This window comes from Candidatus Pseudomonas auctus, from assembly GCF_048654275.1.
GTDB classification, from domain to species: domain Bacteria; phylum Pseudomonadota; class Gammaproteobacteria; order Pseudomonadales; family Pseudomonadaceae; genus Aquipseudomonas; species Aquipseudomonas pharyngis.
Window position 1 is genome coordinate 254,022 of record NZ_JBJYZK010000003.1, and the last position, 12,922, is coordinate 266,943.

Below are 12,922 nucleotides of genomic sequence, written 5' to 3' on the forward strand. Positions count from 1 at the left end.
ACCGGAGATTTTCATGAGTCATGCAGATTTCATCATCATCGGCGGCGGGATTGCCGGCGCTTCCACCGGTTTCTGGCTGTCGCAGCACGGCAAGGTCGTGGTGCTGGAGCGCGAGTCGCACCCGGCCTATCACTCCACCGGGCGCTCGGCCGCATTGTTTACCGCCGCGTACGGCACGCCACAGGTTCGGGCGCTGACCCAGGCCAGCCGCGAATTCTTCGACCATCCGCCCAGCGGCTTCTGCGAGCACCCGCTGCTGACCCCGCGCGGCGAAATGACCGTGGATTTCACCGGCGACGCCGCCGAGCTGAACAATCAATACCTCAGCGCCAAGGCCACGGTGCCGCAGATGCAGTTGCTCAGCGCGGATGAAGCCTGCGCGCGGCTGCCGATCCTGCGTCGGGAGAAAGTCCATGGCGCGATCTACGACCCGACCGCCAGCGACATCGACACCGACGCCCTGCATCAGGGCTATCTGCGCGGTATCCGCCGCAACAACGGCCAGGTGCAGACCGATTGCGAAGTGCTCGGCCTGAGCCGCGATGCCAACGGTATCTGGCAAGTGCAGACCAACGGCCAGACCTTCAGCGCTCCCGTCGTGATCAACGCCGCCGGCGCCTGGGCCGACAAGATCGCTGCCCTGGCCGGTGCCCGGCCGCTGGGCCTGCAACCGAAACGCCGGGCCGCGTTCATTTTCGCCGGCCCGGAGGGCGTCGACATCCACCATTGGCCGATGCTGGTCAGCCTCGACGAATCCTTCTATATGAAGCCCGACGCCGGCATGTTCCTCGGCTCGCCGGCCAACGCCGACCCGGTCGAACCCCACGACGTACAGCCCGAAGAACTGGACATTGCCATGGGCATTTACCAGATCGAGGAAGCGACGACCCTGACCATCCGCCGTCCGACCCGCACCTGGGCCGGCCTGCGCAGTTTCGTCGCTGACGGCGATTTGCTGTCCGGGTTCGATCCGCAGGTGCCGGGGCTGTTCTGGGTCGCGGCCCAGGGCGGTTACGGCATCCAGACTTCGCCGGCGATGGGCCAGGCCAGTGCGGCGCTGGTGCGTGGTGAATCGTTACCCGAACACCTTCAGCAATTCGGCCTGACCGCCGCCATGCTCGCCCCTGCCCGCCTGACCTGACCGTCCACCCGGATGACGCGCCCGACGGATTGCGGCACACTCGCAACGCCCCCGGATCACGGGGGCGTTGACGTTGCCTGGAGCTCCACAGTTATGACCGCCCCCGAACACACGCCCGAGCTGCATGACGCCGCGCTGGATAACTACCACGCCATCGCCGACGCCATTGCCACGCTGTTCTTTCCCCACGCCGAAGTGGTGTTGCACGACCTGCGCACGCAGAAGGTCGACTATATCGCCAACAATCTGTCGAAACGGGTGATCGGCGATGAGTCGTCGCTGGAAGACATGCTCAGCGAAGACGTCAGCGAACGGAACATCGGCCCGTACGAAAAGCTCAACTGGGACGGCCAGAAAATTCGCAGCCTGAGTACCGTGCTGCGCGACAGCGAAGGGCATCCGCTGGCGGTGCTGTGCATCAACCTGAATATTTCGCTGTTCGAGAACGCCAAGGCTGCGCTGGACCTGTTCCTCTCGCCGAGCAAACTGATCCCGCAACCGGACTCGCTGTTTCGCGATGACTGGCAGGAGCGGATCAACACCTTCCTGCACGCCTGGCTACGGGAACGGCAACTGAGCCTGAACCTGCTGACCCGCGATCACAAACGCGAACTGGTGCTGGCGCTGCACGCCGAAGGGGCATTCAAGGGCAAGAGCGCCTCGAACTATGTGGCCAATGTGCTGAACATGGGGCGGGCGACGGTGTACAAGCATTTGAAGGAATTGAAGGGCTGAAACCGTGCAGCCTGCGAAGGCTGCACGGTTTTCAGACTCAGTCGCCGTAGATATCGGACTTGAAGTACTTCTCGGAAATCTTCTGATACTCGCCACTGGCGCGAATGCCGTCGATGGCGGTATTCAACTGGCTGACCAGTTCGGTATTGCCCTTGCGCACCGCGATCCCCGCGCCCTCGCCCACGTACTTCGGATCCTTCAGCTCAGGCCCGACAAAGGCGTAACCCTTGCCGCGCGGCATCGACAGGAAGTCGTTCAGCGGGATGGTGTCGGCGAAGATTGCATCGAGACGCCCGGCCGCCAGGTCCATGTAGATTTCTTCGTTGTTGCCATAGCGTTTGACGTTGATGCCCTTGGGCTCGAACACCTCGGTGGCGTAACGGTCGGTGGTGGTTGCACGCTGCACGCCGACGGTCTTGCCTTTGAGGCTGGCGTACTGGTCATCGACGCTCGCGCCTTCCTTCATCACCAGCCGCGACGAGGTGAAATAGTACTTGTGGGTGAAGTCCACCGACTTCTTGCGGTCTTCGTTGATGGTCATGGACGACAGCGCCATGTCGATTTTCTTCACTTTCAGGGAAGGAATCAGACCGTCGAACTCGCCCTCGACCCACACGCACTTGACCTGCATCTGCGCGCACAGGGCATTGCCGATGTCGTAGTCAAAACCGACGATTTCACCCTTGTCGGTCTTAGAGGCGAAGGGCGGATACGCCGCTTCGATACCGATGCGCAGGGTTTTCTCGGCGGCGAACGCGCTGCTGCAGGCCAACAGGCCCAATGCCAGACCGGTGATGAGGGGAAATTTCTTCATGTTCGTTCTCTCGCGGGTTGTTGTTGGTTTGGCAAGACAGAAGAAAAAGCTGGAAAGGGGAAAAACCTTTTTTGTACTTGTAAATCCATACTGGACTTTTACGTACAAGCCGTCAATCAGGCAAGCGGGATTGCATTCGGCCGGTGGTCGGGACGAAACATGTGGAGTAGCGGTGTAGCAGATGGCGCCATCGCGAGCAGGCTCGCTCCCACAGGGGAACGCATGCCAAAGTGGGAGCCAGCCTGCTGGCGATGACTACTGAAGGGCGCTGTGGGATTACTGCTTCCAGCGATCCGCCGCCGCATGATCGCTGTCGCGACCCTCGACCCAGCGCGGGCCGTCGCTGGTGTTCTCTTTCTTCCAGAACGGTGCGCGGGTTTTCAGGTAATCCATGACGAAGGCGCAGGCGTCGAACGCCGCCTGGCGGTGGGCGCTGGCGGCGGCGACAAACACGATCGGCTCGCCCGGTTCCAGCGCGCCGATGCGGTGCAGCACTTCCAGCTTCAACAACGGCCAACGCTGCTCGGCCTCCAAGGCAATCTTGCCGAGGGCCTTTTCGGTCATGCCCGGATAGTGTTCGAGGAACATTCCGGCGACATCGAGGCCATCGTTGAAGTCGCGCACGTAGCCGACAAAACTCACCACCGCGCCGACGCCGACATTGGCCGCGTGCATCGCGTTGACTTCGGCACCCGGATCGAACGGTTCGGATTGCACCCGAATCCCCATGGCTCAGCCTCCGGTCACGGTGGGGAAAAACGCCACTTCGTCGCCGTCCACCACCGGCTCGTCGAGCTGGCAGAGGTCTTCGTTGCGCGCACACATCAGGTTCTGTTCGCTCAGCACCTCGGCGCCCTCTCGCTGCGCCAGCAACGCACGAACGTCATCGACGGTGGCGAAATCACCCTCGACCTCCACCGAATCCACGCCCAGCGCCTCGCGGTAACGGGCAAAAAACTTCACGGTCAGGTTCATGGCTGCTCCGCCTGGAAATGCCCGCTCTTGCCGCCGACCTTCTCCAGCAGACGCACGCTTTCGATGGTCATGCCACGGTCCACGGCCTTGCACATGTCGTAGATGGTCAGGGCGGCGACGCTGGCGGCGGTCAGTGCTTCCATCTCGACGCCGGTCTGCCCGGACAGTTTGCAGCGGGCCACGATGCGTACCGTGTCATCGCCTTCGGCGCTGAGTTCGACCTTGACGCCGGTCAGCATCAACGGATGGCACAGGGGAATCAGATCACTGGTTTTCTTCGCCGCCTGAATGCCGGCAATGCGCGCCACGGCGAACACGTCGCCCTTGGGATGGCCGCCGCTGACAATCATCTGCAGGGTATCGGGCAGCATGCGCACCAGCGCTTGGGCCGTCGCCTCACGGAACGTCACGGCTTTTTCGGTGACGTCGACCATGTTGGCGCGACCTTGGGAATCGAGATGAGTCAGCACGGGATTACTCCTGATCAGGAGCGCCGATTGTAAACCTGGGGGTCAGAATTGCGCACATAAAAAACCGGGCGACTTTGCAGTCGCCCGGTTCGGTTTGACGGTTACAGATGCGATTCGGCGTATTCGGCCAGGATCGAGCGAGGCACCCCTTGCAGGGTGATGTGCACACCATTGGGGAAATCCTTGAAGCGTTCGGTCAGGTAGGTCAGCCCGGAGCTGGTCGCGGACAGGTAAGGGGTGTCGATCTGTGCCAGGTTGCCCAGGCACACCACTTTGGAACCGGCGCCGGCCCGGGTGATGATGGTTTTCATCTGGTGCGGCGTGAGGTTCTGGCATTCGTCGATCAGGATCAGGCTCTGCTGGAAGCTGCGACCGCGAATGTAGTTGAGCGATTTGAACTGCAACGGCACTTTGCTGAGGATGTAGTCGACGCTGCCATGGGTGTTTTCGTCATCCATGTGCAAGGCTTCGAGATTGTCGGTGATGGCGCCGAGCCAAGGCTCCATTTTTTCCGCTTCGGTGCCGGGCAGGAAGCCGATTTCCTGGTCCAGGCCCTGCACGCTGCGGGTGGCGATGATGCGGCGATAACGCTTGCTGACCATGGTCTGCTCGATCGCAGCGGCCAGCGCCAGAATGGTTTTACCCGAGCCGGCGGCGCCGGACAGGTTGACCAGGTGAATGTCCGGATCCAGCAGCGCGTACAGCGCCAGGCTCTGATAGATGTCCCGTGGCTTGAGGCCCCAGGCTTCCTGGTGCAGCAGCGGTTCCTGGTGCAGGTCGAGGATCAGCAGCTTGTCCTCTTCGATCTCCTTGATCCAGCCGACGAAGCCCTGCTCATCGATGATGAACTCGTTGATGTGCACGGCAGGCAGGTTGTCGATCAGCTGCACCTGATGCCAGGTGCGACCGTGGTCCTGACGGGTTTCGACCTTGCTCACGCGGTCCCAGAAAGAGCCGGTCATGTTGTGATAGCCGTTGGGCAGCAGGGACACGTCGTCGACCAGTTGGTCGGTGCTGTAGTCCTCGGCGTCGATCCCGCAGGCGCGCGCCTTGAGGCGCATGTTGATGTCTTTGGTGACCAGCACCACCGGTTTGCTCGGTTCGCGGGTGTGCAGGTCGATCAGTTGGTTGATGATTTTGTTGTCGTTCAGATGCTCGGGCAGAATCAGGTTCGATTCGGCCTGCTTGCTCATCAGAATCGACAGCAAGCCCTTCGGACCGCCCTTGCCACGCTGGATCGGCACGCCCTGTTCGACATCATCGGGTGAGGCATCGCCCAGGGTCTTGTCGATCAGCCGGATCGCCTGACGGCATTCGGCGGCCACGCTGTGATGCCCGCTCTTGAGCTTGTCCAGCTCTTCAAGCACGGTCATCGGGATCGCGACGTGGTGTTCTTCGAAATTCAGCAGGGCGTTCGGATCGTGAATCAGTACGTTGGTATCGAGTACATAAAGGATTGGCTGGTTGGAGGAAGGGCTACGTCCGTGATCATCCATACTCGGTCACCTTTGTGGGAGCCATTCGACGCAATACCTCGGCGGTGCTGCGCCTCGAAGTGACTGCCGAATCCACCTGCACAGCTTTTGTCGGGATAGCAGGTGAACCGCACACAAAATGGGTCTTGGAAGACGCCACCTGTGTTGCAGGTTTCGGCGGTCTGACTTCGTAATACTCCAAAACCCGTGACAGAAAAAAGCACTTTGACGCTTTTTTGAAGTTTATTTTGCAAAGTGACGAAAAGCCCTTGGCGGACCGCCCTGCCCCCGTTAGAGTCGGAAGTCCGCCTGCATCGAATTCTGCAAAAAATTCACCCCAAGCCCAATGTTTCCGGGCTCTTGCCGTTTTTCAGCGAAACGCGTCCTGACAGTCTTCCCAGCCGATGCCGCTTTGCGCGGTTTGCGTGATCAGCCACGGCAACGCAGTCTTCACTGCATCCTGCTTCATGTTGAAATTGATCACCCCGTGCCGCCACAGCAGCATCAGGGTCAGCACCCGCTGCGCGCTCGGAGCGCCCTTGAGCTTGCCGGCGCCGTCCTGGGCATCGATGTCCCACAGCGCCACTTGCAGACCCTGACTGTTGAAGAACCCCCGGGCATCGCTGCGACGTTGGCCTTCCGGTGGACGGAACAGCGGCACGTAGTTTTCCGGCAGTTTGTTGCGGACCAGGTCGGCACTGCGCCGCACCGAATCCTGCCAGTCCTGCCAGTGGCTGTGGGACCTGAATTCCCAGCCTTGCACGCCGACGCACTGCTGCGAAAATGCCGCTTGCAGGCTGCTGACGGAACGCTCGGCCAACCGCGCCTGAACATCCTTGCCCAACATGAAGAAGGTGCCGCTCAGGTTCGACTTGCGCAGGTACTCGGTGAGCCAGTCAGTGTTGTCCGGCTGCAGGTTGGCGGCGCTGTCGAAAGTCAGCAGAAACAGGCGATCGTGCATGTCGTCGCCGTTGCGCTCGTAGTCACCGAAATGATCGATTTCGCTGCTGGTCTGCGGTGACAGCGCAGCCTTGCGCATCAGTTCATCGAGATATTGCAGATGGAAGATCCGGCTCGGCTCGGCCCATTTGGTGTAATAGCTTTCGTCGCTGACCACGAATTTGGCGGCCTGCTCGCGCAGGGTCGGCAGGTCTTCGACGAGGAAGCAGAACGAGGCGTCCTGATCGCAGCTTTGCTGGGCGAAGTTGTAGTTGGCGAGCAGACGCTGCCACAGCCGCTCGCGCAGGCTGTTGATCGCATCCAGATTGACCGTGCGCAGTCCCAGACGCTGGGCCAGCGCCGCTTCATCCAGCGCTTCGGTGCCGAGCAGGCCTCGGGCGAACATCAAAATTTCCGCTCGCGAGGCGACGTCGAACAGGGTCGGATTATCGAGCTTTTCCGGCCAGGTGCTGCGATCCAGCGTCGCGATATCGCCCGGCGCCGCAACGGCACCGACGCTCAACAGCCACGCGGTGAAGAAAAGAACAATGCGCAAAGGGTGTCTCCATAACAAAACCCGCGCCGCACTATAGCCGATCCGGCTGGCAAACCGCCGATCACCTATGGACGTGATAGCTGGAGTGATCCGCCCCAACCCCCTAGAATCGCCCCCACGATTAAAGGAGACGACTTCATGCTGATGGTGATTTCCCCCGCCAAGACACTCGATTACGAAACACCGCCGGCGACCCAGCGCTTCACTCAGCCGCAATACCTCGACCATTCCCAGGAACTGATCCAGCAACTGCGCGAACTGAGCCCGGCGCAGATCAGCGAACTGATGCACGTGTCCGACAAGATCGGCGGCCTCAACGCCGCGCGCTTCGGCAGCTGGACACCAGCGTTCACGCCGGAAAACGCCAAGCAGGCGCTGCTCGCGTTCAAGGGTGACGTCTACACCGGTCTCGACGCCCAGTCGTTCAGCGAAGCCGATTTCGACTACGCGCAACAGCACCTGCGCATGCTTTCCGGCCTCTACGGCCTGCTGCGCCCGCTCGACCTGATGCAGCCGTATCGCCTGGAAATGGGCACCAAACTGGCCAACGCCCGAGGCAAGGACCTGTACGCCTTCTGGGGCACGCGCATCAGCGAATGGCTGAACGAAGCACTGGCCGATCAGGGCGACGACGTGCTGCTCAACCTCGCGTCCAACGAATACTTTTCGGCGGTGAAACGCACAGCCCTGAATGCGCGGATCATCAACACCGAGTTCAAGGACCTGAAGAACGGCCAGTACAAGATCATCAGCTTCTACGCGAAAAAGGCCCGAGGCCTGATGAGCCGTTTCGTGATCCAGGAAAAAATCAACGATCCGGCCCTGCTCAAACAGTTCGATGTGCAGGGTTATCGCTACAGCGCCGAGCAATCGAAACCGGATAATCTGGTGTTTCTACGCGATCACGCCCCCGAATAAAGCATGCCTAATGCACGACTCTTTATATGAAGAGTCGTGCAGCTCGCACGATGTCAAAAATCCCTCGCCACATTTCGCCATTTTACTGGCGCCAGAAAAACCTCCCTGTCTTTTCTAAGATTAGTTTCACTCGACACTGATCATTTTTTTCAGTAGTGGCACCTAAATTTTTTCACCGTAGTGGCACAAAACTATCTAACGTGATTTTTCGCCTGTTATTAAAGGTCGAAAACGAAACTGCTATCAAATTGATACTGGTGCCATCTCTGACAATATTTCAAGAAATTTCAGATTTCGCGATGAGCGGACAGGAACTTCGTCCGAATGCATAGCTCATACCACCGGTAACGATTCTCGCCGAGTTTGTACGAGATAACTTACGCGGAGCAGATAGCCATGTAACCAAGTTGTCACAGCAACTTGCCTAGATGACTAACTAGTCTCAAAGCAGACGATGGACAGGAGATACGCACCATTAATATCCCCTACAAAGGCCATGGCCGCGCCCTTATAAACGTGCTCATCTGAGCACCCAACCGCTTGATTTACGAGACTTTCATCCTGACATCGAGCGCGCAAGACGATTGCACAAGAGTCTTCTCCAAAGAAGATCGGCTGCATAACAGGGCACGTCATAACAACAAGGCCTGGTTGCGCACATCTTGAGTGCACTTATTTAGACACTCGGAACTTAAGTATGCCTGCACACGGCATTGTGGCGCCTGTATGCCGCACTTTCGAGTGCACTAATGAACGCTGAACACCATTAACTCCGGCCCTCTAAGGCCTGATATATACAGAGGTAATTGCGATGCGCATCAGCATATTTGGTTTGGGTTACGTTGGCGCAGTATGTGCCGGTTGCCTGTCTGCTCGGGGCCACGACGTAGTGGGCGTCGATGTTGCCAAAGACAAGATCGACATGATCAACGCTGGCAAATCTCCCATTGTCGAACCGGGCCTGGGCGAGTTGCTGGCACAAGGTATTCAGACCGGTCGTCTGCGCGGCACGACCAACTTCGCCGAGGCGATTCGCGACACTGACCTGTCGATGATCTGCGTCGGCACGCCGAGCAAGAAGAACGGCGACCTGGAACTGAACTACATCGAAGCGGTATGCCGCGAGATCGGTTTTGTCCTGCGTGAAAAGTCCACCCGCCACACCATCGTGGTGCGCAGCACCGTATTGCCGGGCACCGTGGCAAACGTTGTCATCCCGATTCTCGAAGACTGCTCCGGCAAGAAGGCCGGCGTCGATTTCGGCGTGGCGGTCAACCCTGAGTTCCTGCGTGAATCCACCGCAATCGCCGACTACGACCTGCCACCGATGACCGTCATCGGCGAGTTCGACAAGGCGTCGGGTGACGTTCTGCAATCGCTGTACGAAGAACTCGACGCACCGATCATCCGCAAGGACATCGCCGTCGCCGAGATGATCAAGTACACCTGCAACGTCTGGCACGCCACCAAAGTGACCTTCGCCAACGAGATCGGCAACATCGCCAAAGCGGTGGGCGTCGATGGTCGCGAAGTGATGGACGTGGTCTGCCAGGACAAGACCCTCAACCTGTCGCAGTACTACATGCGCCCGGGCTTCGCCTTCGGCGGCTCGTGCCTGCCGAAAGACGTGCGCGCCCTGACCTACCGCGCCGGTTCCCTGGACGTCGAAGCGCCGCTGCTCAACTCGCTGATGCGCAGCAACGAATCGCAAGTGCAGAACGCCTTTGACATCGTTGAAAGCCACGACAAACGCAAAGTCGCCCTGCTCGGCCTGAGCTTCAAGGCCGGCACCGACGACCTGCGCGAAAGTCCGCTGGTGGAACTGGCCGAGATGCTGATCGGCAAAGGCTACGACCTGAGCATCTACGACAGCAACGTCCAGTACGCCCGTGTCCACGGCGCGAACAAGGACTACATCGAGTCGAAGATCCCGCACGTATCGTCCCTGCTCAATTCGGACTTCGATTCGGTGATCGACAACTCCGACGTGATCATCCTCGGCAACCGCGACGAGAAGTTCCGCGCCCTCGCCGAAGAAGCGCCGCAGGGCAAGCAGGTGATCGACCTGGTGGGCTTCATGTCCAAGGCCACCAGCGCCGGTAGCCGCACCGAAGGGATCTGCTGGTAACGCAGCAGCAAGCCTCGAGCTTCAGGCCGCACGCCGTGAATCGGCGAGCGGCTTGAAGCCCCCATCACCTTCGGATGACGGTCATGTCCAAGCTCAAACATTTTTTTCTGCAATCCGCCGGCTGGCTTTTGTTTCTGAGCCTGCTGATGGGCCTGGCCCTGATGCTGCCCACGTCCACATTCGACTCCGAGTCGAAGGACTTCATTTTCCTGATTGGCGCCGTAGGTATCTGGCGCTACTCGATGGGTGCCACGCACTTTGTGCGCGGCATGATTTTTCTCTACATCGTCTACCCGCACCTGCGCCGCAAGGTTCGCAAGCTGGGTAAGGCGGCGGACCCATCCCATGTGTTTCTGATGGTCACCAGTTTCCGCATCGACGCGTTGACCACCGCGCAGGTTTACAGCTCGGTGATCCGCGAAGCCATCGACTGCGAACTGCCGACCACCGTGGTCTGCTCCATCGTCGAAATGTCCGATGAGCTGCTGGTCAAGGCACTGTGGGCGCGGATGAATCCGCCAGACCGCGTGAAACTCGACTTCGTACGCATTCCCGGCACCGGCAAACGCGATGGCCTGGCCTATGGTTTCCGCGCGATCTCCCGTCACCTGCCGGACGACCGTGCCGTGGTGGCCGTGATCGATGGCGACACCGTGCTCGGCGAAGGCGTCGTGCGCAAAACCGTGCCGTGGTTCCAGATGTTCGGCAACGTCGGCGGCCTGACCACCAACGAGTTCTGCGAAGTGCGCGGCGGCTACATCATGAGCGAATGGCACAAGCTGCGTTTCGCCCAGCGCCACATCAACATGTGCTCGATGGCCCTGTCCAAACGCGTGCTGACCATGACCGGGCGCATGTCGGTGTTTCGCGCCACCGTGGTCACCAACCCGGAATTCATCGCCGACGTTGAAAGCGACTCGCTGCAACACTGGCGCCTGGGCCGTTTCAAATTCCTGACCGGCGACGACAAGTCGAGCTGGTTCAGCCTGATGCGTCTGGGCTACGACACCTTTTACGTGCCGGATGCGGCGATCAATACCGTTGAACACCCACCGGAAAAGAGCTTCATCAAGGCCAGCCGCAAACTGATGTTCCGTTGGTACGGCAACAACCTGCGCCAGAACTCCCGAGCGCTGGGCCTGGGTGTGAAACGCCTCGGCGCCTTCACCTCGGTGGTGCTGTTCGACCAGCGCGTATCGATGTGGACCTCCTTGCTCGGCCTGACCGTGGCAATCATCGCCAGCTTCAAGTACGGCACCGCGTTCATCCTGGTTTACCTGCTGTGGATCGGCATCACTCGTCTGATTCTGACGCTGCTGCTGTCCTGCTCCGGCCACCGGATCGGCCCGGCTTACCCGGCAATTCTCTATTACAACCAGATCGTCGGTGCGCTGGTGAAGATCTACGTGTTCTTCCGCCTCGACCAACAATCCTGGACTCGCCAACCCACTTCCCTGACCCGTGATCTCGCCAGCTTTCAACGTTGGTTCAACACCTGGTCGTCTCGGACCATGACCTTCTCCGCCGGCAGCATTTTCGTCGCCGTGCTGCTGATGATGGTCTGACCTGCCCCTATTGAATTAACAAGGAAATCGCCCCCATGAATACCGCCGTCAACGCCAACGTAGTGCATGAATCCGAAGCCCAGCGTCAGCACGCCCGTGTGAAAATCCCGGCCAAGCTGCGTTTCTTCGGCCCCGACCGGACTCCGGTTGAAGCGCGGGTCCTCGACCTGTCCGCCGGTGGTCTGGCGTTCAACGCCGGACAACTGCCGCTGACCGTCGGCGAGGTGTACAAGGCGCGTCTGCAGTTCGTCATCGACAACCTCGGCCTGGCCATGGACGTTGAACTGCAAGTGCGCTCCTACGACCGCCAGACGGGTCGTGCTGGCTGCCAGTTCCAGAACCTCGAGCCGCAGGACATTTCCACCCTGCGCCACCTGATCACTTCGCACCTGGCCGGCGACATCGTCAGCATCGGCGAAGTGCTGGCAACCCTGCAGCGCGACAACTTCACCAAGGCCCGCAAGGTCAAGGACGGCGACTCCGGCATGACCCCGTTCGGGCGTCTGAAAGCGGTGACGTTCAGCGCCGGTATCTTCGCGGTCGGGCTGGTGGCGGCGGGTTTCATTTTCAAATCGGTGTACAGCATGTACTTCGTCAGCCATGCGCAGGCCGGTCTGGTCAGCGTGCCGGGGATGAACATCACAATGCCGCGCGACGGCACCGTGCAAAGCCTGGTGAAGTCCGACGGCGTCGCCGCCAAGGGCGCACCGCTGGCGACGTTCAGCACCAGCATGCTCGACGTACTCAAAGGTCACCTGGAAGAAGATCAACTGTCCCCGGCCAAGGTTGAAGAACTGTTCGGCAAACAGATGACCGGCACCCTGACCTCGCCGTGCGATTGCACCGTGGCCCAGCAACTGGTGGCCGACGGTCAATACGCGAGCAAGGGCGACGTGATCTTCCAGCTGGTGCCGCGCAACACCCAGGCCACCGTCGATGCGCGCTTCTCCTATCGCCAGTTCGGCGACGTGCGTCCGGGCACCCCGGTGAGCTTCCAGATCGCCGGCGAAGACAAGACCCGCACCGGCAAGATCGTCAGCAGCACCAGCCTGAAAAGTGCCGACCTGTCCTCCGACATCCGTGTGCAGATCCAGCCGGACGAGCCGCTGGACAGCCGCTTCGCCGGCCGCCCGGTGGAAGTCAACAGCGACCGTGGTCCTAACCTGAACTGGCTGATCGACAAAGCCATGGCTGCCGGTCTTTAAG

General features: G+C 60.1%; 12 protein-coding genes. 6 read left to right on the plus strand and 6 right to left on the minus strand.

Translation table 11 applies throughout. The features are described 5' to 3' along the window. The first annotated feature begins 13 nt into the window (after window positions 1–13). Both ACKUG4_RS07610 and ACKUG4_RS07615 read left to right on the plus strand, forming a co-directional pair. Complete coding sequence (locus ACKUG4_RS07610) at window positions 14–1,141, plus strand: NAD(P)/FAD-dependent oxidoreductase (RefSeq protein WP_445433744.1); 1,128 nt, start codon at window positions 14–16, stop codon at window positions 1,139–1,141. Between the two features lie 93 nt (window positions 1,142–1,234). Next, the gene (locus ACKUG4_RS07615) at window positions 1,235–1,876 is read left to right on the plus strand and encodes a helix-turn-helix transcriptional regulator (RefSeq protein ID WP_064593544.1); all 642 of its coding nucleotides are present in this window, start codon (window positions 1,235–1,237) and stop codon (window positions 1,874–1,876) included. A gap of 37 nt (window positions 1,877–1,913) precedes the next feature. Here ACKUG4_RS07615 and aotJ read toward each other — a convergent pair whose 3' ends face one another. From aotJ to ACKUG4_RS07645, 6 genes are all read right to left on the minus strand, one after another. After that, entirely contained in the window at window positions 1,914–2,690 is a 777-nt protein-coding gene (aotJ, locus tag ACKUG4_RS07620; protein ID WP_445433745.1) for an L-arginine-binding protein AotJ, read from the minus strand. Between the two features lie 276 nt (window positions 2,691–2,966). Beyond that, window positions 2,967–3,419 (minus strand): molybdopterin synthase catalytic subunit MoaE, encoded by a 453-nt coding sequence (gene moaE, locus ACKUG4_RS07625; RefSeq protein WP_011332565.1) that lies wholly within the window; start codon window positions 3,417–3,419, stop codon window positions 2,967–2,969. Between the two features lie 3 nt (window positions 3,420–3,422). After that, window positions 3,423–3,665, minus strand: coding sequence for a molybdopterin converting factor subunit 1 (moaD, locus tag ACKUG4_RS07630; protein ID WP_064593540.1), 243 nt, complete (start codon window positions 3,663–3,665; stop codon window positions 3,423–3,425). Next, on the minus strand, window positions 3,662–4,135 hold the full coding sequence (moaC, locus tag ACKUG4_RS07635) for a cyclic pyranopterin monophosphate synthase MoaC (RefSeq protein WP_064382454.1): 474 nt from the start codon (window positions 4,133–4,135) through the stop codon (window positions 3,662–3,664). The genes moaD and moaC overlap by 4 nt, the downstream gene beginning before the upstream one ends. 101 nt (window positions 4,136–4,236) lie before the next feature. Continuing rightward, window positions 4,237–5,631: a PhoH family protein gene (locus ACKUG4_RS07640; RefSeq protein WP_011332563.1), complete on the minus strand. Its 1,395-nt coding sequence runs from the start codon at window positions 5,629–5,631 to the stop codon at window positions 4,237–4,239. Between the two features lie 349 nt (window positions 5,632–5,980). Continuing rightward, window positions 5,981–7,105 carry a polysaccharide deacetylase family protein gene (locus ACKUG4_RS07645; RefSeq protein WP_445433746.1) on the minus strand — a complete coding sequence of 375 codons (1,125 nt, stop codon included), beginning with the start codon at window positions 7,103–7,105 and terminating at the stop codon, window positions 5,981–5,983. A 138-nt stretch (window positions 7,106–7,243) separates the two neighbouring features. Here ACKUG4_RS07645 and yaaA point away from each other — a divergent pair, with 138 nt between their 5' ends. The 4 genes from yaaA (at window position 7,244) to ACKUG4_RS07665 (ending at window position 12,921) form a co-directional block, all read left to right on the plus strand. Then, window positions 7,244–8,023 carry a peroxide stress protein YaaA gene (gene yaaA / locus ACKUG4_RS07650; protein ID WP_064382456.1) on the plus strand — a complete coding sequence of 260 codons (780 nt, stop codon included), beginning with the start codon at window positions 7,244–7,246 and terminating at the stop codon, window positions 8,021–8,023. An 811-nt stretch (window positions 8,024–8,834) separates the two neighbouring features. Further along, a complete protein-coding gene (locus ACKUG4_RS07655; RefSeq protein WP_011332560.1) occupies window positions 8,835–10,151 on the plus strand; it encodes a nucleotide sugar dehydrogenase in 1,317 nt (438 codons plus the stop codon). A gap of 83 nt (window positions 10,152–10,234) precedes the next feature. Continuing rightward, the gene (gene alg8, locus ACKUG4_RS07660) at window positions 10,235–11,716 is read left to right on the plus strand and encodes a mannuronan synthase (RefSeq protein WP_163974069.1); all 1,482 of its coding nucleotides are present in this window, start codon (window positions 10,235–10,237) and stop codon (window positions 11,714–11,716) included. Window positions 11,717–11,751: 35 nt separating this feature from the next. After that, window positions 11,752–12,921, plus strand: coding sequence for an alginate biosynthesis protein Alg44 (locus tag ACKUG4_RS07665; RefSeq protein WP_039769455.1), 1,170 nt, complete (start codon window positions 11,752–11,754; stop codon window positions 12,919–12,921). Window position 12,922 lies beyond the last annotated feature (1 nt).

Coding starts and splice junctions, on each gene's coding strand:
- ACKUG4_RS07665 (WP_039769455.1), top strand. CDS start 11,752: ATGAATACCGCCGTCAACGCCAACGTAGTGCATGAATCCGAAGCCCAG.
- ACKUG4_RS07610 (WP_445433744.1), top strand. CDS start 14: ATGAGTCATGCAGATTTCATCATCATCGGCGGCGGGATTGCCGGCGCT.
- alg8 (WP_163974069.1), top strand. CDS start 10,235: ATGTCCAAGCTCAAACATTTTTTTCTGCAATCCGCCGGCTGGCTTTTG.
- aotJ (WP_445433745.1), bottom strand. CDS start 2,690: ATGAAGAAATTTCCCCTCATCACCGGTCTGGCATTGGGCCTGTTGGCC.
- moaD (WP_064593540.1), bottom strand. CDS start 3,665: ATGAACCTGACCGTGAAGTTTTTTGCCCGTTACCGCGAGGCGCTGGGC.
- ACKUG4_RS07655 (WP_011332560.1), top strand. CDS start 8,835: ATGCGCATCAGCATATTTGGTTTGGGTTACGTTGGCGCAGTATGTGCC.
- ACKUG4_RS07615 (WP_064593544.1), top strand. CDS start 1,235: ATGACCGCCCCCGAACACACGCCCGAGCTGCATGACGCCGCGCTGGAT.
- yaaA (WP_064382456.1), top strand. CDS start 7,244: ATGCTGATGGTGATTTCCCCCGCCAAGACACTCGATTACGAAACACCG.
- moaE (WP_011332565.1), bottom strand. CDS start 3,419: ATGGGGATTCGGGTGCAATCCGAACCGTTCGATCCGGGTGCCGAAGTC.
- ACKUG4_RS07640 (WP_011332563.1), bottom strand. CDS start 5,631: ATGGATGATCACGGACGTAGCCCTTCCTCCAACCAGCCAATCCTTTAT.